Annotated in this window: 20 protein-coding genes and 1 tRNA gene; 7 read left to right on the top strand and 14 right to left on the bottom strand. The window is 59.0% G+C overall.

Annotated features, from left to right (window positions below; genetic code table 11):
* The first annotated feature begins 19 nt into the window (after positions 1 to 19).
* Together LOY28_RS22880 and tam are read left to right on the top strand one after the other, a co-directional pair.
* A complete protein-coding gene (locus tag LOY28_RS22880; RefSeq protein ID WP_018926816.1) occupies positions 20 to 349 on the top strand; it encodes a YXWGXW repeat-containing protein in 330 nt (109 codons plus the stop codon).
* Between the two features lie 71 nt (positions 350 to 420).
* Complete coding sequence (gene tam, locus LOY28_RS22875) at positions 421 to 1,191, top strand: trans-aconitate 2-methyltransferase (protein ID WP_258612587.1); 771 nt, start codon at positions 421 to 423, stop codon at positions 1,189 to 1,191.
* Between the two features lie 51 nt (positions 1,192 to 1,242).
* On the opposite strand, the gene LOY28_RS22870 is transcribed toward tam, so the two are convergent.
* From LOY28_RS22870 to LOY28_RS22860, 3 genes are all read right to left on the bottom strand, one after another.
* The gene (locus LOY28_RS22870) at positions 1,243 to 1,650 is read right to left on the bottom strand and encodes a type II toxin-antitoxin system HicB family antitoxin (RefSeq protein ID WP_064619786.1); all 408 of its coding nucleotides are present in this window, start codon (positions 1,648 to 1,650) and stop codon (positions 1,243 to 1,245) included.
* 36 nt (positions 1,651 to 1,686) lie between these two features.
* Positions 1,687 to 1,866, bottom strand: coding sequence for a type II toxin-antitoxin system HicA family toxin (locus tag LOY28_RS22865; protein WP_007984690.1), 180 nt, complete (start codon positions 1,864 to 1,866; stop codon positions 1,687 to 1,689).
* A 266-nt stretch (positions 1,867 to 2,132) separates the two neighbouring features.
* Positions 2,133 to 2,468: a hypothetical protein gene (locus tag LOY28_RS22860; protein ID WP_018926814.1), complete on the bottom strand. Its 336-nt coding sequence runs from the start codon at positions 2,466 to 2,468 to the stop codon at positions 2,133 to 2,135.
* Between the two features lie 308 nt (positions 2,469 to 2,776).
* On the opposite strand from LOY28_RS22860, the gene LOY28_RS22855 reads away from it, so the two are divergent.
* From LOY28_RS22855 to LOY28_RS22835, 5 genes are read left to right on the top strand one after another with little or no spacing between them, the layout of a single operon-like run.
* Positions 2,777 to 4,249: a cytochrome c oxidase subunit II gene (locus LOY28_RS22855; protein ID WP_026286475.1), complete on the top strand. Its 1,473-nt coding sequence runs from the start codon at positions 2,777 to 2,779 to the stop codon at positions 4,247 to 4,249.
* A 48-nt stretch (positions 4,250 to 4,297) separates the two neighbouring features.
* The gene (ctaD, locus tag LOY28_RS22850; RefSeq protein ID WP_204124984.1) at positions 4,298 to 6,073 is read left to right on the top strand and encodes a cytochrome c oxidase subunit I; all 1,776 of its coding nucleotides are present in this window, start codon (positions 4,298 to 4,300) and stop codon (positions 6,071 to 6,073) included.
* Complete coding sequence (locus LOY28_RS22845) at positions 6,070 to 6,756, top strand: cytochrome c oxidase subunit 3 (RefSeq protein WP_258612586.1); 687 nt, start codon at positions 6,070 to 6,072, stop codon at positions 6,754 to 6,756. The genes ctaD and LOY28_RS22845 overlap by 4 nt, the downstream gene beginning before the upstream one ends.
* A 6-nt stretch (positions 6,757 to 6,762) precedes the next feature.
* Complete coding sequence (locus tag LOY28_RS22840; protein WP_026286474.1) at positions 6,763 to 7,476, top strand: heme-copper oxidase subunit III family protein; 714 nt, start codon at positions 6,763 to 6,765, stop codon at positions 7,474 to 7,476.
* Positions 7,477 to 7,489: 13 nt separating this feature from the next.
* Positions 7,490 to 7,807, top strand: a complete 318-nt coding sequence (locus LOY28_RS22835; RefSeq protein ID WP_007935708.1) for a cytochrome C oxidase subunit IV family protein — start codon at positions 7,490 to 7,492, stop codon at positions 7,805 to 7,807.
* Between the two features lie 51 nt (positions 7,808 to 7,858).
* Here LOY28_RS22835 and LOY28_RS22830 read toward each other — a convergent pair whose 3' ends face one another.
* The 11 genes from LOY28_RS22830 to LOY28_RS22780 form a co-directional block, all read right to left on the bottom strand.
* Positions 7,859 to 8,413: a hypothetical protein gene (locus LOY28_RS22830; protein ID WP_018926809.1), complete on the bottom strand. Its 555-nt coding sequence runs from the start codon at positions 8,411 to 8,413 to the stop codon at positions 7,859 to 7,861.
* Between the two features lie 265 nt (positions 8,414 to 8,678).
* Positions 8,679 to 8,752 (bottom strand) — tRNA-Gly (locus LOY28_RS22825).
* A 182-nt stretch (positions 8,753 to 8,934) separates the two neighbouring features.
* Positions 8,935 to 9,819 (bottom strand): alpha/beta fold hydrolase, encoded by an 885-nt coding sequence (locus LOY28_RS22820; protein WP_018926808.1) that lies wholly within the window; start codon positions 9,817 to 9,819, stop codon positions 8,935 to 8,937.
* A 316-nt stretch (positions 9,820 to 10,135) separates the two neighbouring features.
* Positions 10,136 to 10,828, bottom strand: coding sequence for a pseudouridine synthase (locus LOY28_RS22815; protein WP_018926807.1), 693 nt, complete (start codon positions 10,826 to 10,828; stop codon positions 10,136 to 10,138).
* Between the two features lie 33 nt (positions 10,829 to 10,861).
* A complete protein-coding gene (locus LOY28_RS22810; protein ID WP_018926806.1) occupies positions 10,862 to 11,080 on the bottom strand; it encodes a cysteine-rich CWC family protein in 219 nt (72 codons plus the stop codon).
* Between the two features lie 122 nt (positions 11,081 to 11,202).
* Positions 11,203 to 12,981, bottom strand: coding sequence for an allophanate hydrolase (gene atzF / locus LOY28_RS22805; RefSeq protein WP_258612585.1), 1,779 nt, complete (start codon positions 12,979 to 12,981; stop codon positions 11,203 to 11,205).
* Positions 12,982 to 13,006: 25 nt separating this feature from the next.
* Complete coding sequence (uca, locus tag LOY28_RS22800; RefSeq protein WP_258612584.1) at positions 13,007 to 16,639, bottom strand: urea carboxylase; 3,633 nt, start codon at positions 16,637 to 16,639, stop codon at positions 13,007 to 13,009.
* A 323-nt stretch (positions 16,640 to 16,962) separates the two neighbouring features.
* Positions 16,963 to 17,604 (bottom strand): urea amidolyase associated protein UAAP2, encoded by a 642-nt coding sequence (locus tag LOY28_RS22795; protein WP_258612583.1) that lies wholly within the window; start codon positions 17,602 to 17,604, stop codon positions 16,963 to 16,965.
* Positions 17,605 to 17,615: 11 nt separating this feature from the next.
* Positions 17,616 to 18,341 (bottom strand): urea amidolyase associated protein UAAP1, encoded by a 726-nt coding sequence (locus LOY28_RS22790; protein ID WP_064619763.1) that lies wholly within the window; start codon positions 18,339 to 18,341, stop codon positions 17,616 to 17,618.
* A gap of 12 nt (positions 18,342 to 18,353) precedes the next feature.
* Positions 18,354 to 19,142, bottom strand: coding sequence for an ABC transporter ATP-binding protein (locus LOY28_RS22785; RefSeq protein ID WP_258612582.1), 789 nt, complete (start codon positions 19,140 to 19,142; stop codon positions 18,354 to 18,356).
* Between the two features lie 19 nt (positions 19,143 to 19,161).
* Positions 19,162 to 19,977 carry an ABC transporter permease gene (locus LOY28_RS22780; RefSeq protein WP_258612581.1) on the bottom strand — a complete coding sequence of 272 codons (816 nt, stop codon included), beginning with the start codon at positions 19,975 to 19,977 and terminating at the stop codon, positions 19,162 to 19,164.
* Positions 19,978 to 19,980: the final 3 nt, after the last annotated feature.

The following is a 19,980-nucleotide window of genomic DNA, read 5'->3' as shown; positions in this document are numbered from 1 at the left end:
TCAAGCCAGAGGAGGCGGCATGTTGTTACGTTACATGGTGTTGCTGGCAGTGGTGGTTACCGCAGCGGGTTGTGTGCAGGAACGGGTCGTTCATGACCGGCGTCCGGTGGAGCGTGAATATGTTGAGGTCATCGCACCGCAGCCGCCGCCGGAACGCGTTGTCGAGGTAGAGCCCGCGGGGCGACCGGGTTACCTCTGGTCCAGGGGGTACTGGCGTTGGGAAGGCGGGCGTTATGTCGCGGTTCATGGCCATTGGGTCCCGGAGCGACCGGGGTATCGTTATGTGCATCCGCACTGGGAGCAACGTAACGATGGCTGGCATTGGCGGGTGGGGGCGTGGGTTAACTGACGCGGACGATGTATCGTAGCCAACCGGTTGTCTGCCCCTGGCGACAACAATGCACCCGACAGGAGAGCGATATGAGTTGGTCCGCCAAACAATACGTAGCTTTCGAAGATGAGCGCACGCGCCCGGCGCGTGACTTGCTGGCCGCCATCCCAGCGGTGGACGTCCGTTCGGCCATCGACATCGGTTGCGGCCCCGGCAATTCGACCGAGTTGCTGGTGCAGCGTTTTCCCGATGCCGCGGTGCGTGGGTTGGACAGTTCGACCGATATGATCGAGGCCGCCCGCAAGCGCCTGCCTCAGGTACGTTTTGACACCGCTGACATTGATACCTGGAACGAGACCGGCCCGTTCGATGTGATTTTCGCCAATGCGGTGCTGCAGTGGGTGCCGGATCACGCCAGGCTGCTGCCGTCGCTGGTAAACAGGCTCACACCCGGCGGCAGCCTGGCGATCCAGATGCCCGATAACCTCAACGAACCGTCGCACCGGTTGATGCGCGAGGTCGCAGCGAACGGCCCTTGGGCTGACAAGCTGGCAAGGGCTGCCGGCCTGCGAACGGAAATGGAGGGTGCAAGCGGCTACTACTCAATGCTGCGTGGCCACTGCACTCGCGTCGATGTATGGCGCACCACTTACTATCATCCGCTCGCGGACGGCGCATCGGGCGTGGTCGAGTGGTTCAAAGGTTCCGGTTTGCGGCCTTTTCTCGAACCATTGGATGACGTGGAACGGGCGCACTATCTCAAGCAGTATCAGGCGGCAATCGAGCGGGCCTATCCGGCGCTGAGCGATGGTTCGGTGCTGCTGCCGTTTCCGCGGTTGTTCATGGTGGCAACGCGCTGACGAATCAAAGGGGACACATTCGTCCCCTTGATTGACCCGATTTTCAGGCTATCAACTTTGCTGCAAGACCTTGAGCGCCGCCGAGGCCAGAAACCCGGAGCGACTTTTCTCTTCGGGATGGTGCAATACGTACTCATCGATGCGGTTGAGCAGATAGCCGGGCAGGGTGATGTTGAGTTTCTGCGCCTTGCCCAGGTATTTGGTGATATCGATATCCACCACGGCCCACGTGCACCCTGCGTACTGTGGATTGGCCGCATGCAGGGTCACTTTGTTGGCGGGCGGAATTGGTGATCCGTCTTCGGCCAGAATCTCGAAATGACCTTCGATGGCTTCGCGAGCCATGGCCATGGCGTCATCCAGATCTTCCCCGGCGGAGAAGCAACCCGGGATATCCGGAACTTCTACGCCCCAGGCGTGTTCGTCATCACCCATGGAAATCGCGATGGGGTAAAGCATGTTCGTTATCCTCCGAGGGCGCAGTCCATCGGTTCGTCAGAGCAGCGCCTGTTGCAAAATACTAATGGCCGTTTTCTTGAGCAGGTCCTTTTTCGGGTGAGGAACCGTCACCAGTCCAGGCTTGGTTGGATGCTTGAAGTGGTGATGACTCCCCCTGATTCGTACCAGATACCAGCCGTCCGCAACGATTTGGCTTATCAAAAAACGGCTATTCACATCACCTCCCTGTGGTGTGCTTATGGTTACTATACCTACTGAAAATCACTAATCAACACTATAACCACCAACGCACCCTGGATACGGATGGAAGAGCTGCATGAAACGAGTCTAGGAGGGCATGTCGCGATGGTTTGGGTAGACCCCGTTTTCTGTATTGCAGGGTTTTGCCGCAGCGCCGAAGCGCCAGGAATGCTCAAATTTCAGGCATAAAAAACCGGCCGCTGCGGACCGGTTTTTGCGTTCCCGCGCATCATGCGGCGTTTTTAAAGCAACTGATCAATCAAAACCGCATTGGTGTAGATCAAGCTTCCATCGCTCGCTCGATGCCCGACCAAATGGAACTGACCGCGCTCGTAATGCAGATAGACGCGCATCTGGCAGTCGGACAAGGGGCCATATCCCTCTGGCAAGACCAAATCCATTGTGCTCATGTCGACATCGACCATGGCTTCGGGCTCATGGGTCTCTTGTAGACGTTCTTCAGCTTGCTCCAGACGCAGATGAAGGGGGTCATCGACGTCAAAATGGATCTCACCGATCGGGATGGACTTCTGGTCGGGGCTGGGCTTGCACCAGCCTTCGATCGTCAGGGCACTCATGACGAAACCTCCGTCGTGGACTGCTGGATTTTGTGGCTGTTGTTCTCAATACCATCACTTATCTGACTGCTACGCACAGGCAGGGTTCGTCTTTTGGGCCGCTTCTGGCCGATCCCTGCCGTCCGTAATCTGAAATTGAGTATAGCTGGCAACCGGGCCTCGCTTGCCCGCCTCACGGTACAGCCCGATGGCTCTATACTTCTTACTGACTTTGCCACCGGGATGGGTGGCAGTTGTCTGCCCTGCTTGGACGTCAGTGGCGATGCTTTGGCATAACCAATGAGCAACAGGAACAGGATGAAGAGAACATGGCAATAGCAATTATCTTGATACTAATCGTTATTGCATCAGTACTCTTCCATATACTCGCGCCTTGGCATGCAACACCGGCAGCTTCCAACTGGGGATCCATAGACACCACCCTGTTTATCACCCTGATCATTAGCGGAATATTCTTCATCGCCATCACGGTTTTTATGGCGGTGGCGGTGATGCGTTATCGTCACAAGGAGGGATCCAGGGCGCACTACCAACCAGAAAGTAAAAAACTGGAACTATGGTTAATTATCGTTACTTCGGTAGGTATTGTCGCCATGCTGGCGCCAGGCCTGGTTGTTTACGATGATTTTATCCGGGTACCGAAAAATGCCTATGAGCTTGAAGTGATCGCCCAGCAGTGGCAGTGGGCCTTTCGCTTCCCTGGCCAAGACGGGAAGTTGGGTAAGTCAGATATCAAATTTGTTGATTCCACCAACCCCCTCGGCCTTGATCCCAATGATCCTGCCGGGCAGGACGATGTACTGATAAAAAGCAATGAAGTTCGTCTTCCGCTCGATAAGCCGGTGAAAGTTTTACTGCGATCCAAAGATGTGCTGCACGATTTCTATGTTCCGCAAATCCGCAGCAAGATGGACATGGTGCCGGGGATGGTGTCGTACTTTTGGTTTACTCCGACCAAAACCGGAAAGTATGAAATTCTTTGCGCTGAATATTGTGGTGTCGGTCATTACAACATGCGCGGCCAGATGATCGTGGAAGAGCAGGGCGCCTTCGATCAATGGCTGAAAAGCCAACCGACGTTTGCACAGACATTAGCCACGGCTGCCAAGCCCAGTCAGGACAGCGTGCTGGAAAAAGGCCGCCAGTTGGTCGAAAAATACGGTTGCGGGGCCTGCCATAGCCAGGATGGCAGTGCCAGTCTCGGCCCGGGATGGAAGGGCTTGTATGGCCGCACTGAACAGCTTGCCGATGGCAGCAGTGTGCAGGTCGATGAGGCTTACCTGAAAGAGTCGATCCTCGATCCGAAGGCCCGTCTGGTACAAGGCTACCCGCCGGTCATGGTGACCTATACTCTCAATGACGATGAACTGGGTGCACTCATCGCCCTGATCAAATCACTGGGTGCTGCGCGACAAGGCGACGAATCTGCTGCCGGCCAAGCGCCGGGCCCAGGTGAGGACCTGGCGGCGCAGGGACAGCAGTTGGCTGAATCGCTCGGCTGCCTGGCCTGCCACAGTGTCGATGGCAGCAAGGGCATCGGTCCCAGCTGGCAGGGTCTGTACGGTAAGACCGAAACCCTTGCCGACGGTACGAGCATCAAGGTCGATGAGGGCTATATAAAAGACTCGGTTCTTAATCCCGCTGCCAAAATCGTCAAGGGGTATGCACCCGTCATGCCGGTCTTTGCTCCCAGCGATAAGGAGTTGAATGCACTGATCGCTTTTATCAAATCCAAAGCGAATGCCGACGCTGATACGAGCAAGGCGCAGCCAGGGAAATAGCCGTAAGCAGCCAGCAGTACACCGAAACTTCGACAGGAGGATGACGTGATGGCCTATGCGGAGCAAGCCGAAACAGAAGCACTGCACGAGCCTAAAAGTTTCCTGACCAAATATATCTGGAGTCAGGACCACAAGGTCATAGCCATTCAATACTCCTTGACGGCTCTGTTCGTGGGGCTTATCGCCGTGGTGTTGTCCGACTTGATGCGCTTACAGATAGGCTTCCCCGGCAGTTTGGCGTTCATGGACGCCAATACTTACTATCAGGCGATGACCATGCACGGCATGATCATGGTCATTTATTTGCTGACGGCTCTGTTTCTGGGCGGCTTCGGTAACTATCTGATCCCGCTGATGGTGGGCGCCCGCGACATGGTCTTCCCCTACGTCAACATGCTGAGCTACTGGTTCTACCTGGTGGCGGTACTGGTATTGCTCGCCGGTTTCTTTGTGCCGGGCGGTCCCACCGGTTCGGGCTGGACGCTCTATCCGCCGCAGTCCATCACCAAGGGGACACCCGGGGTCGAATGGGGCATTGTCCTGATGCTCGTCTCTCTGGCGATTTTTATTGTCGCCGCCACCATGGGCGGGCTGAACTACGTCACCACGGTATTGCAGGCACGCACGCACGGCATGACATTGTTTCGCATGCCGCTCTCCGTATGGGGAATCTTCATGGCCTCGATCATGGCCTTGCTGGCCTTCCCTGCGTTGTTTGTCAGCGCGGTCATGATGCTGTTCGACAAACTATTGGGTACCAGCTTCTTTATGCCGGCGATCATCTCGCTGGGGCAGCAGCTCAATCATCAGGGCGGCAGCCCGATATTATTCCAGCACCTGTTCTGGTTCTTCGGCCACCCGGAAGTCTACATCGTGGCTCTTCCTGCATTTGGTCTGGTCTCCGACTTGATCAGCACCCATGCGCGTAAAAATATCTTCGGCTACCGAATGATGGTGTGGGCGATTATTGCGATTGGCGTGCTCAGCTTTGTGGTCTGGGCGCACCATATGTATGTCAGCGGGATGAACCCGTACTTTGGCTTTTTCTTCGCCGTCACCACCTTGATCATCGCAGTGCCGACTGCACTGAAAGTCTATAACTGGGTGTTGACCCTGTGGCGGGGCGACATTCATCTGACCGTGCCGATGCTGTTTGCCCTGGCCTTTATCGTCACCTTCCTGGTGGGTGGTCTGACCGGGTTGTTTCTCGGCAATGTGATCGTGGACATTCCGCTCTCGGACACCTATTTCGTCGTCGCCCATTTCCATATGGTCATGGGAGTCGCACCGGTACTGGTGGTGTTCGGCGGCATCTATCATTGGTTTCCGAAAGTCACCGGGCGCATGTTTAACGACACCCTGGGCAAGCTGCATTTCTGGATTACCTTTCTGGGTACCTACGCCATTTTCTTCCCCATGCACTACCTGGGTTTCCAGGGCATGCCGCGCCGTTACTACGCCTATGAAAACTACGCGTTCATCCCGCAGTCGGCGCAAGAGTTGAATGCCTTCATTACGGTAGTCGCATTGATCGTCGGCGTTTCCCAGTTGCTGTTCGTGTTCAACCTGGCCTGGAGTGTATTTAAAGGTAAGCCCGCAGGCAGTAATCCCTGGGGCGCGGCCAGCCTGGAATGGCAAACGCCGAACACCCCACCGGTACACGGTAACTGGGGAGCGAAACTGCCGGTCGTGCATCGCTGGGCTTATGACTACAGCGTGCCGGGGATAGAGCAGGATTTCGTGCCGCAAACGGTCTCTGCCGAGGAGCTGGAGCAAATGCGGCAACTCAGTGCCGGAACCAAGATAGCGGACGTTAAAACATGAACAGACTGCTATTGAGAAACGCCGACGACGCTGACCCCGGCGGCAGTTGGAATCGCGATCCTGAAGGTGTTCAGGCCGACGCCGATAGAAGCCGAACCGCAAGGGTAGGCCTGCGCTTGTTTCTGGCGGTGGTGAGTTCGTTATTCTTTCTCTTCCTGCTCGCCTTCATTGCCCGCTCACAAATGGCCGACTGGCTACCCCTGACAGACCCCTTGGCGCCGTTAGCCAATCCATGGCCGTTGTGGGTGAATTCGGCTTTTTTGGTACTGAGTTGCATCGCACTGCAGTGGTCGCGCATGGCCGCCCGACAGGCTCGACTGGACGCAACGGCCATGGGTTTTGTAGTGGGCGGTGTATTTGCAATTGCCTTTCTGGTGGGGCAACTCTGGGTCTGGCAGCAGTTTGTCGCCTGGGGCTACTTTGTCGCCAGTAATCCGGCCAACAGTTTCTTCTACCTGTTAACCGGTGTGCATGGCCTTCACCTGCTGGGCGGGCTGATTGCCTGGGGCATAACCGTCGCTAAATTCCTGCGTCACGTGCCGTTGCCGCAACTGCGCGTCAGCGTAGAGCTCTGTACCACCTATTGGCACTACTTATTGGGTCTTTGGTTCGTGCTCTTCGCGCTGCTGACCAGCACGCCGCAAACCTATGAAGCCATCGCCAGATTCTGCGGCCTGAGGTGAAAAGCCATGGCATCGCACCCATTAGCACCGGCCGAGTCAAGTTCATCCAATCCACCAAGCCCGCCGCCTGCCCCGGGATGGCAGGGCATCGCCAGCGACTGGGCCTCGGATAGGGAGGCTTTCAGGCAGGTCCCCTGGGGCAAGGCGATGATGTGGATATTCCTGCTCAGCGATACGTTTATATTCACCTGTTTTTTAACCGGCTACATGTCGGTCCGCATGACCATCACCGCCCCTTGGCCGAACCCCAGTGAAGTGTTCGCATTGACGATTGGCGGCAGAGAAATCCCGCTTATTCTGATCGCCATCATGACCTTTGTACTGATCAGCAGCAGCGGCACCATGGCCATGGCCGTTAACTTCGCCTATCGCCGTGATCGCGCGAAAACCACAGCCCTGATGCTGGCGACCGCTGCCTTGGGCGTGACCTTCGTCAGCATGCAGGCATTTGAATGGAGCAAGCTTATCGCCGAAGGCGTGCGTCCCTGGGGGAACCCCATGGGCGCGGCTCAATTTGGGGCCAGCTTCTTCATGATTACCGGTTTTCACGGACTGCATGTGTCAATCGGCGCCATCTATCTCAGCATTGTGGCGATGAAAGTCATGCGAGGAGATTATGAGCGCTCCGGAAACTATCAGAACGTCGAAATAGCCGGGCTTTACTGGCACTTCGTGGACTTGGTGTGGGTGTTTATTTTTGCTTTCTTCTATTTATGGTAGAGGAGCACGGGTGATGGCGCATGCTCAGGGTCAACAACATCCGATTAGTCTGTACCTCAAAATCTGGGGGCTGTTATTCGTCCTCAGCACGATGTCGTATCTGGTCGACTACTTTCACTTCCATGGCTACCTTCGGTGGGCCCTGATTATCACTTTCATGTTGTTGAAGGCAGGTTTAATTGTCTCCATCTTCATGCACATGGCTTGGGAACGGTTGGCCATGGTCTACGCCATATTGGTGCCACCGTTGTGTTTGCTGGTACTCGTCGGGCTGATGGCCACCGAGGCGGATTATGTTTTCCTCAGCCGGGTCATTTTCTTCGGTCAATAAACAGCTTACGGAGGGCCTTGAGCCTCCGGGGTCAACCCGCAGTAAATGGCGTTATATCGTTCGCTTGAACTGATGCCATTTGTGCAGCCAGGCGACTGTCCAGTGAGGGGATGCCGTACCCGTGCCGGCGATCTTCAGTTTTGGATGATGTTCAATGACCCGATCCAATACCGGCTCCTGATTCGGATCAACATCCACGAAGAAGATATGTTTGCCGTCTTCCACCATCTGTTTAAAGTTGCGGAAGTGCGCGTTAGGTACCTGAATACCAAAAAAGCCGCCTTCCCAGATGCAGAAGCCAAATATAACAATGGCAAGGAAGATAAAAGGTACCCAGCCAGCGGCGGTTTCGGTCCAGCCCAGCCAATAGGCACCGCCAAGGATCAGCGCTGCGAGTGGCACTCCAACCACTGCACCAATCTCGCCAGAGTGAACAACATCCTGTTTCATCAACGAGTTGACCTCGTGGAGATGATGTTCTTCAACATCAGCCACTTGTTCGCTGAGCACATGAATTTGTTCGGTATTGATGCCGTTGGCTTCCAGTTCGGTTTCAAGGGCTTCGAGATCGTCGAGATTGTCACTGATGTAATAGTGTCGGTTCATGCCACACCTCCCATCTCGTGTTGGCCGTAGGCCTCCTCTGTCCCGCAGCCGTAAACTGAGATTTGCAGTCGGTATCTGCGCCCGTGGGGAACGTTGCACACTTCATGCAATCCGTAGGAAGTATAGCATTCGCTAGTATGCGGGGCCGGAGGCGTCAAGGACTGGAGGGCCCCCAAATCCCAGGCACAAAAAAACCGGCCATCAAGGCCGGTTTTTTCTTTACCTGCATCCCCCGTCAAAAAACGACGTGAGACTGAAATCTGATTGGAGCGGGTGAAGGGAATCGAACCCTCGTTATCAGCTTGGGAAGCTGGAGTAATGCCATTATACGACACCCGCTCAGAGCGGCTGACTTTGTACCAGATGTGAGCGCGGATTTGAAGTTTTTCTTTATGCGCGATGGCTTTAGCGCCGGGTGAAACACAAACAGGGACCGCTTGGTGGTCATTCGCGGGCAAGCCTCGCGCCTACGGGAGTGCGTTCAACACAGTAGGGCGGGACTTGCTCGCGATGACTCTGTTTCAGATTGCAAATGCATGGTGGTCCTGGACGTACTGGTAACGCGGTCGGCTTTCGAGTTGCGTCGGTTTCAGGAAGCCCAGCAGTGCGTTACGGCTGTCTTGGCAAGCGGTTTTGTGTTCCATGTCGAGGAAGTGGCCGGTGGCCTGAAGGGTGCTGAAGGTGCTGTGTTGCACATGGCCGGCGAACAGCCTGGCATCGGCGGGGGCGGTGTACTCGTCCCATTCGCCGTTCATGAACAGCACTGGCACATTGATTTTCTTTGCCGCGTTCAGGTAGCAGTTGCGGTCGCTGTTGAGCACGTCGCTGATGTGGAAGTGCATCTGCCCGTATTCGTGTTCGGCCAACGAACTGACGTGACGGTGGTTGAAGCGCTTGAACAGCGAAGGCAGGTGTTTGCCGATGGTGCTGTTCACCAGATGGCCGACGCGGTCACCGTCCCGGTTGCCGAGGTAATCGACACCGCGCTGAAGGTAGTCGAGCATGTGCTCGTTGACCACCGGCGAGAACGAACTGATCACAGCCTTTTCGATGCGCCGTGGCCGGTGGGCTAGGGCGACGAGCGTGGCGGCGCCACCAAAGGAGAACGACAGCACGTGTTCGGCGGCGAAGTGGTCGATCAGCTCCAGGAGGATCTGCCCTTCGATTTCCTTGGTCAGCATTTTCTCATGCAGGTTGTGAGCCTTGGACTTGCCCGCGTAGGGCTGGTCGTAGCACACCACATTGAACTGCGGATAAAGGTTTTTCACGGTTTGGGCAAACGACGCAGTCGTGGACATCGAGCCGTTGACCAGAATGATGGTCTTTTCTGCGGCGTCTGCGCGATAGAACTCCGTGTAAACCCGATACTGACCCTGTATATCCAGCACAGCGATTTCTGGCCTCATGACATAAGACTCCTGGCAAGCGGGTATGCGCGCAAATCAGATTGCACGAGCTTTGTGACAGGTAGGCATACGCCTGGAATTTTTGAAGGCCCATGTCGATCCATTGCACGCCGGTCGACGGGTATTGTTATAAGCGGGCAGTTTGCCGGGGGAAGGCGGAACCTGAGGGTTCTCTGCCGGCAAAAAGTTTCTTAGAGTAGTTTTGGTGACTCGTCGGTCACATTTCGCGCCGACGTCCTGATTCAAGCAGGGGTCACGTCATCGCGCAAGTATCTTTCGAAAAATGTTCGACAACTTCTGCTGAGCGGTCGTCGGCTTAGATCAATCGGATCTCTTCGATGCTCAACGGCCGGTATTCGCCGGGCTTCAGCGCGTCGTCGAGCAGCAGCGGCCCCATGCGTTCGCGGTGCAGGCGCAATACCTTGTTGTCGAAGTGGCCGAACATCCGTTTTACCTGATGATAACGGCCCTCGACGATGCTCAGGCGCGCCGATTTTGCCCCGAGCAAGACCAGTTCGGCAGGCTGGGTTGTGAGGTCTTCGAAGGCGAAGTACAGGCCTTTGGCGAACGTGATCGCGTAGTCGGCAGTGATCTCCTGCTCCGTCTCGACGTAGTACACCTTGGGCAGTTTGGTCTGTGGCTGGGTCAGGCGTCGCGACCAGGTGCCGTCGTTGGTGATCAGCATCAGGCCGGTGGTGTTGAAGTCCAGGCGACCGGCGATGTGCAGGTCATCCTTGTCCGCTTCATGGATCAGGTCGAGCACCGTCGGGTGTTGCGGGTCGCGGGTCGCACTGACGCAGCCGGGCGGTTTGTGCAGCATGAAGTAGCGGGCCGGTTTACCGACCTGCAGCACTTCGTCGTCGACTTCCACGCGGCTGAACTCGAGAACCTCGGCGTGAGGGTCGCTGACGATAGTTCCGTCGACTCTGACGCGCTTTTCCACCAGCAACAGGCGTACCTGCTTGCGGTTGAAGCGGGGCAGGTTGCTGAGGAAACGGTCAACGCGCATGGCCAGGGATCGGTGGGAAAAGGGCTGCGTATGTTACGTGATCGGCCAGGCGGTTGCTTGCAACTGCGCCTCGACCCGGGCGCAGGCCGGGCACAGGCAGGACTTGTCACGCAGCTCGGCCGGCAGCGTTTCGAACACCGCCGGGTCGATGCTGACGCCGTAGCACCAGCAGGCACGATCGACGGTTCGTGGATCGGCCAGGCTGCAGTCGTTGGAAGCGCCGCAGGCCGGGCAGAGGTCTGGCTTATTCATGAAAGGGTCATTCGGTAATGGCCGGTTTGCTTGGCCCGAGCTGCGCATGATCGTCCCGCAAGCTGCCATGTGCAAGCTAACGCTCGCACATTCCTGAAGGAGCCTTGCCGGTGATCAGGCGATCAACCCAGGCTTTTCAAATACGCCCGCCACCCGCCCAAATGACTGATTTCCACCGCCCCGTCCAGCCCATACGGCTCACAGATAAACCCGCTCTCCCAACGCCCATCCGCCAGTTGCACCTTGCCCAGTCCCAGTGGAGCAGGAATCCCGGTGAGGAACGACCCCAGCTCACTGCTCGGCAATTCCCATACTTCCACCGCAATCGCCACGCCGCCCTCTTTAACGCGGACCATGCCGGGGCGATACGGTGGGCCGCCGGCCAAGGCATACAGCTGATAATCGGGAGAACTCTGAGTTGTTTCTACCAGCCGCGCTCCACGCTGTTTGAGTTGCCAGTTCAGCGCCAGCCCCTCCAGGTGCGCGCCGCAGACCACCAGTCGTGCCCGGTCATTGTGCGCGATGGCGGCCGGTGCGGGTGACGCCAGGCCCTGCTGACGTTGCAGGGCATCTGCCACGCTCAACAGATACTGATCGGTAAACGCGCGACCAAACAAGGTCACGCCCCATGGCAAACCATTGCCCATCAATCCGCTGGGCACGGCGACGGCAGCGTAATCGAGCAGGTTCATGAAGTTGGTGTAGTAGCCCAGTTCCGAGTTGCGCAGTACCGGTTCGGCGGCAAGTTCCGCCAATGTCACCGGACGGCCAATGGTTGGCGTCAGCACGCAGTCGAGGCCCTCCAATACTCTGTCGCACAGCGCCTTCAAGGCTTGCAGTCGGTAGTGGGCGCGGAAGGTTTGCACGCCGGTCACTGCCGGGGCCTTGGCCAGCACGGCACGAATCACTGGCAATACGGCTTGAGGATTTTGCTCCATCAATTTGCCGGCCACGCTGTAACGCTCGGCCACCCATGGCCCTTCGTAGAGCAACCGCGCCGCTTCAAGGAAGGGCGACAGATCCAGTTCGACCGCTTCACCGCCCAGGGCTTTAAGCTGGTCGATGGCGTCGCCAAACAACAACGGGCCTTCAGGGCAGCCGAAGAACGCCAGGTCCTGCGCACGGGGCACACCGAAACGAAACGCGCGCGGCGTGCCGAAGGCCGAGCCGTCATTCCACAGCGGATTGCTGCGACTGTATTCATCCCGTGGGTCGAGATGAGCGGTCAGTGCCAACAACTGACTGGCTTCCCGGGCTGTGGTCGTAAAGGTCGTGACGCAATCGAGCGTGCGACAGGCCGGAACCACCCCGGCCGTTGAGATCAGCCCTTTGGTGGCTTTCAAACCGACCAGATTGTTCAGCGCCGCCGGTACGCGCCCGGAACCTGCGGTGTCGGTGCCCAGGGCAAAACTCGCCACGCCGAGCGCCACCGCCAGTGAAGAGCCGGCGCTGGAACCGCCCGACGGATATTCCGGCAACACGCTGTTCGGGCAAGCGCCATACGGCGAGCGGCTGCCGTTGAGGCCGGTGGCGAACTGGTCGAGATTGGTCTTGCCCAGCGGGATCGCGCCCAGCGCCAGCAGTTGCTCGACGATGGTCGCCGAACGTTCCGGCACGTAGGCAAACGCCGGGCACGCCGCCGTGGTCGGAATGCCCGCCAGATCGATATTGTCCTTGATCGCGAACGGCACGCCGTACAGCGGCAGGCTGCCTGGGTCACGACCATCGAGGGCGGCGAGGTACGGTTCCAGTTCCTCGGCGCTGAGTAAATGGATGAACAAGTGATAGTCCGGGTTCAGCGCCGCGGCTTTTTCCCGCAGGCTCGGCAGCAATTGCCGAGGCGTGATGTGGCCATCACGGTAAGCGTTGCGCAGGGCGTCGAGTTGCAGATTGATGTTCATGGTTCAGATCCTTGTTGAAATGGCTTCAGTCGAGTTCCAGCACCACGACGCGCTGTCCGGCGCGCACTGGCGAACCCGGTTGCACACGAATCTCGCGCACCACACCGGCCATGGGCGCGAGCAGCGGGATTTCCATCTTCATCGACTCCAGAATCACCAGCACATCACCGGCGACCACTTGGCTGCCGACCTCCACCTGAACCTGCCAGAGGTTGCCGGCGATGTGGCTGTCGATGCTCTGCTGACCGTCGGCCAACAGCGCCTCTTCGGTCACTTGCGGCGTCGGTTCTTCACTGTCGAAATGCGCCTGACCGCTGGCGATCCAGCGCTCGCGCTCGGCGTTGAACGCACCTTTTTGCTGATCTCGAAACGCCGCAATGCTGTTGGCTTCCTTCGCCAGAAACGCCTGGTAATCCGCCAGGTTCAACTGACTGTGCTCGATGTTCAGAGCGAAGCGCCCGAGCGGGAAATCCCGTCGAATGCGCAGCAGTTCATCGGCGCTTACCGGGTAGAAGCGGATTTGATCGAAGAACCGCAGCAGCCACGGTTTGCCATCGAACGCGGCGACCTCGCGGTAGCGATTCCACATCTGCAAGGTCCGGCCGACGAATTGATAACCACCGGGGCCTTCCATGCCGTATACGCACATATAGGCGCCACCGATGCCCACCGAGTTTTCAGCGGTCCAGGTGCGGGCCGGGTTGTATTTGGTGGTGACCAGACGATGCCGTGGGTCGAGCGGGGTGGCGACCGGAGCGCCGAGGTAGACATCGCCCAACCCCATCACCAGATAGCTGGCGTCGAACACCGTGCGCTGCACTTCGTCGAGGTTCGGCAGATCGTTGATGCGCCGGATGAACTCCAGATTGCTCGGGCACCATGGGGCGTCCTTGCGCACGGTGGTCATGTATTTCTCGATGGCCAACTGGCAAGCCGGGTCATCCCACGACAGCGGCAGGTGCACGATGCGTGAGGGAACCTGCAAGTCTTTGGCGGCGCACACGGCGTCCCACTCACCGGCGACGATGCCCAGCAGATCGGCAAGCGGCAGTTGCTCCGGTTGGTAATGCACCTGCAGCGAACGGATGCCCGGCGTCAGGTCGATCACCCCGTGCAGCTGTTTGCTTTCCAATGCCTGCATCAGCGCGTGGGCGCGGAAGCGCAGGACCAGGTCCAGTTCCGGTGCGCCGATTTCCAGTAACAGGTGAGTATCCCCCGACAACCGGGCGACCAACCGTGTATCTCCCTGGCCGATATCCAGCATCACAGGCGACACAACCCCCTGTGGGAGCTGGCTTGCCTGCGATGAAGTTGATGCGGTGTCTGATCGGGCCTCATCGCAGGCAAGCCAGCTCCCACAGGAATCCCATTTCAAGGCGAGGTTACGGGCGGTCTCGAGATCGACCGGTTGGAACTGCACCTTGTCCCCAGCCTTGAGCTGCCCGAGCTGCCAAAGATCCGCTTCGATCACCGTCACCGGGCAGACAAACCCACCGAGGCTCGGACCATCGGGACCGAGGATTACCGGCATATCACCGGTGAAATCCACCGCGCCAATGGCGTACGGATTGTCGTGAATATTCGAGGGATGCAACCCGGCTTCGCCACCGTCGGCCCGTACCCATTCCGGCTTCGGCCCGATCAGCCGCACACCGGTGCGGCTGGAGTTGAAATGCACTTCCCATTGAGTGGCGAAGAAGGTGCCGATGTAGTGTTCGGTGAAGTATTCCGGCGCGCCATGGGGGCCGTAGATCACCCGAATTTGCCGCACGGCCGGCAACTCGGTGACCTGCTCATCAGGCAATTGAACACCCGCGCTACGGTCGATCAAGGCTGGCACATGCAACACGTCCCCGGCACGCAACGCACGACCGCCATGGCCACCGAACTGACCGAGGGTGAAGGTACTTTTGCTGCCCAGGTAATCCGGTACTTGCAGGCCGCCGCGCAGGCACAGATAGCTGCGAGCGCCTGCACCGGCGATTGTGCCGAGATGCACTGTGGCCCCGGCCGGAATCAGCAGCGCGGTGTTCATCGGTGCCGCTTCACCGTTCAGCGTCAATGGAATCTGCGCACCGGTCACTGCCACAACCGCATCACAATTGAAGCGCAGCATCGGCCCGCTCATGGTGATTTCCAGGGCCGCTGCGCCTTCATCGTTACCCAGTAAAAGATTACCCAAACGCAATGCACGACTGTCCATCGGCCCCGACGGCGGCACGCCCACCGCCCAGTAACCAAGACGCCCCGGATAGTCCTGAACGCTGGTCTGGGTGCCGGCGCTGATCACCTCGAAGGTGTTGGCCTGGTAGACCAGCGCTTCCAGACAACGGGTCCATGGCTGGCCGCTGGCAAAGGGCGCATCGAGCAGAATCTGTCGCAGGTAATCGCGGTTGGTTTCCACGCCGTACAACAGGCTGTCGCCCAAGGTTTGGAGCAGGTCAGCGCGGGCTTCTTCGCGAGTCGGCGCCCAGCGGATGACCTTGGCAATCATCGGGTCGAAGTACGGCGGGATCTCGCAACCGGCCTCGACCCACGTGTCGATGCGCAGGTGTTTGCCATCGGCGACGGGGAAACTTACCGCCGTCAGCAGGCCGGGGCTCGGTTGAAAATCGCGCCCCGGATCTTCGGCGTAGAGCCTTGCCTGGATCGCGTGGCCGTTAGCTTTCAAGCCTTGGCTCAATGCGTTCAATGGCGGTAAATCTCCGGCCGCCAGTTCCACCATCCAGCGCACCAGATCCACGCCCCACACTTGCTCGGTGACACCGTGCTCCACCTGCAAACGGGTGTTCACTTCAAGAAAATAGAAACGCTGGGCGTCACTGTCGAAGACGAACTCCACGGTGCCGGCGCTGCGGTAATTCACTGCCTTGGCGAGTTTGATCGCGGCAAGGCAGAGCGCTTCGGCCATGCCGTCGGGCAGGTTGGGTGCCGGGGTTTCTTCAAGGACTTTCTGGTTGCGCCGCTGCACCGAACAGTCGCGCACGCCGAGGGCAATCACCTCGCCCTGGCCGTCGCCGAACACCTGCACTTCCAGATGTCGCGCGCGCTGGATGTACTTTTCGATGAACACACCGGCGTCGCTGAAGTTGTTCTGCCCGAGGCGTTTGACCGCTTCGAAGGATTCGCCCAATTCGGCGGCGCTGCGGCACACGCGCATACCGATGCCGCCACCGCCGGCGGTGCTTTTGAGCATCACCGGGTAGCCGACCTGTTCGCCGGCGATCAATGCCGCGTCAAGGCTGTCGAGCAGTTCGGTGCCTTCGAGCATCGGCACACCGTGTTGTTTGGCCAGGGCGCGGGCGGTGTGTTTGAGGCCAAACACGCGCAGTTGCTCAGGCGTGGGGCCGATGAAGGCGATATCGGCTGCTTCGCAGGCCTCGGCGAACGCGGCGTTTTCCGAGAGGAATCCGTAGCCGGGATGGATCGCCGTAGCGCCGGTAGATTTGGCGATGGCGAGGATTTTGTCCACGGCAAGGTAAGTGCCGACCGCGGCGCCTTCACCCAGCCTGTGAGCTTCATCGGCTTGCAGGATATGCAGGCTGGCGGCGTCGGCTTCGGAGTAAACGGCGACGCCCTTGACCTGCAACTCTCGCAGGGTCCGCAGAATGCGGCAGGCAATGGCGCCACGGTTGGCGATGAGGACTTTTTCGAACATGGCATAACCCCTGGAGGCGATAGCGCATCAGCCTCGACCTGGGATGCGGGCCGTCCCGCAGTTTTTCGAGATGCACCCGGGCCGTCCCGGATGAACAAAATTCACGCTTTTTTGTGGCGAGGGAGCTTGCTCCCGCTCGGCTGCGCAGCAGTCGCAAAACCTGCTGCTGTGGTCCGTCAGACATAGCGCGATAGCAGGGTTTGGGGCCGCTTCGCGACCCAGCGGGAGCAAGCTCCCTCGCCACAGGGATCAGCGTTGTTTGAGGCACTGGCCGGAGCGGGCCTGACACAGGGCAAACAACCACCGCCGCAAACGCGCAAGTTTCAGTTCCATACCAAAAGCTCCGCAGGCGTGGGGCTGTAGGCGTTGCACGGGTTGTTCAGTTGCGGGCAGTTGGAGATCAGCACGATCACGTCCATCTCGGCGCGCAAGTCGACGTATTTGCCGGGCGCTGAAATCCCGTCTTCAAACGTCAGCCCGCCATCGGCCGTCACCGGCACATTCATGAAAAAATTGATGTTCGGCCCGATGTCGCCCTTGCCCAGGCGCCCGTCGTGGGCGCAGGCGCGCAGGTAGTTGTCGCGGCAGCTGTGCATGTAGCGTTTTTCCAGGGCGTAACGCACGGTGTTGCTCTCTTGCGCGCAGGCACCGCCGAGGGTGTCGTGACGCCCGCAGGTGTCTTCGACGATGGTCAGCATTGGCTTGCCGAGGTTGGAATAGAGCACGCTGCCGGTGCTCAGGTAGACGCTGTTCTGCCGACGCAACGTGCGTTGCACGTCATAGCGTTCCTTGGGATTGGCAAGGCTGTAGAACAGAGTGTCGACCGCCTGATTGCCTTCCAGGTCGAGGATACGCAGGGTCTGGCCGGCCTTGACCTCCATCAGCCAGGGTTCACCGGCGGCGATGGTGGCGCGGTAGACCGCTGTTTCCGGTTGCTTGTGGGCGGTGGCGATAGCGAGTGACATGGCAGCGATCCTCAGGCGAACAGACGGTCGGTGTTGATGAAGCCGCGCTCGTTTTCCGGGCGCGAGGTGCGGCAGTGTTCGGCGACGCTGGCATCGGCGTTCATCCAGCTCAGCTTCAGCGGTTTCGGTGCGTATTCCGGCGACGGATCCATCGGGTGTTGCAGGGCAGTGAGCACCACCAGAGTGTCCATCGGTGCGTACAGTTCGATGTAATCGCCAGCCTTGGAATTGCCTTCGACGAAGTGGAAACGGCCAGCCTCATCGACGTTCACACGGCTGAATAGATTGAGCGTCATCAGCAGGTCGGACAGGCCCAGTCCCCACTTGCCCAGCTCCACCAACAAGTTGTCGGTGCCGTTGCGGAAGAAACCGTTGCGCAGTTCCTGATAGCGGCCCTGGCCATATTTTTGTGCGACTTCTTCAGCGCAGAGCACGCCGCCGAGGCTGTCGCTCCAGCCACAGGTGTCGGCGGTGATGGCCGCCAGCACGCGGCCCATGTCCGAGTACAGGCAATGGCCGGTGGTGAGCTTGGCGGTGTGTTGGCATTTGAGGCTGTCGGGCAGATTCAGGCGTTCGGTTTTTTCGTTGGCGTTGAGCAACGTCAGGCTGACGTTGGCACCGCCGCGCAGGTCGGTCAGGCGCAGCAATTGGCCGCGTCTGAGGACGAATGAACGATGGCCGCCGCCGGGGAGCATTTCTTCGGCGAACGGCGGGAACAGTTGGGTCGAATCGGTCATGTGCAGATTCCTCTAAGCGATACGAAGCGTGCCTGCCAGTGTTGCCGGCAGGGCGTCGACGGCGGCGCGGTTGGCGCGGCGGTCGCTGTTCAAAGGGATGTCGTAGGTGATGCGTGCGCCATAGGCGCCGGGGGCGTGCGGGTCGACACGGACCTTGTCGAACACCAGCAAGCGGGTGCCGAGACTGAAACCTTCGGACAGGTCGTGGGTGACCATGAACACCGTCAGTTGCGTCTCGCGCCACAGCTCCAGCAGCAGGCTGTGCATGTCTTTGCGGATGCCCGGATCGAGGGCGCCGAACGGTTCGTCGAGGAGCAAGACCCGCGGCTTCATGATCAATGCCTGGGCAATCGCCAGCCGTTGCTGCATGCCACCGGAGAGTTGCGCCGGATACTTGTCCAGCGAATGGCCGAGGCCGACTTTGTGCAGCAACACTGAGGCGTGTTCGTGTGCCTCTTTTTTAGCGCTGCCGAACAACCGCCCCAGTAAAGGCGAGCGCGGCAGTTCGAGGCCGAGGGCGACGTTGTCCAGCACGGTCAGGTGCGGGAACACCGAATAGCGCTGGAACACCACGCCACGGCTCGAATCCGGTTCGCCAGCCAATGCCTGACCGTCCAACAGAATCTCGCCACGACTGGCGCGTTCTTGGCCGAGCAATAGCCGCAGGAAGGTCGATTTGCCGCAACCCGACGCGCCGACCAAGGTGCAGAACTCACCTTCGTTGACGCTCAGGTTCAGCCCTTCAAGCACCACCTGATCGGCGTATTGCTGCCAGACGTTTTTCACTGTGATGAAGCTCATGCCCGCGCCCCTTTATAACTCATTTGGAGGCACCTTGGTGCCAGGGAAAGGCCCGTTGGGTCAGGCGCTTGAGGCCCCAGTCCATCAGCCAGGCGAGCAGGGTGATCCACGCCACGTAGGGCAGAATCACGTCCATCGCCAGGTAGCGGCGCACCAGGAAGATCCGGTAACCCAAACCGTCCGTGGAGGCGATGGCTTCGGCGGCGATCAAAAACAACCACGCCGAGCCGAGCATCAGTCGCAACGAGATCAGCAGGCGCGGCAGCAATTGCGGCAGCACCACACGCAGCATCAGAGTCCAGGTTGAAGCACCGAGGGTCTGCGCCTTGATCAGCAATTCCAGCGGAATTTCCCGGGCGCGCTGTTCCAGATCACGGGCCAGGCATGGGGTGATGCCGATCACGATCAGCATCACTTTCGACAACTCCCCCAACCCGAACACGATGAACAGAATCGGCAGGATCGCCAGCGGCGGCACCATCGACAGCACTGTCAGCACGGGCGATAACGGTGTGCCAAACAGCGGTAGCGTACCGGCGACGATGCCCAGGCACAGCCCGGCCAAAGCACTGATGCCGAGGCCGATGGTCAACCGCCGCAGGCTGGAGGCGGTGTCTTGCCAGAGCAGGTATTCACCAGTGCGGGCGTCGGCGGTGAAGGCCAGGCGTTTCACCGCGTCGGTCATCTGCACGGCACTGGGCAGCAGTTTGTCGTTGGGGTTGTCCATCAGCCGTTCGGCCGAGCCCATGAAGTAGGCGAACAGCACCAGGGCGAACGGCAGGATCACCAACAGCAGGCGACTCGGGCGATCCGGGTGGCGATTGATCAGGCGCATGGC

It is taken from the genome of Pseudomonas sp. B21-017 (genome assembly GCF_024749245.1).
Lineage (GTDB): Bacteria > Pseudomonadota > Gammaproteobacteria > Pseudomonadales > Pseudomonadaceae > Aquipseudomonas.
This window is presented reverse-complemented; position numbering and strand designations above follow the sequence as displayed.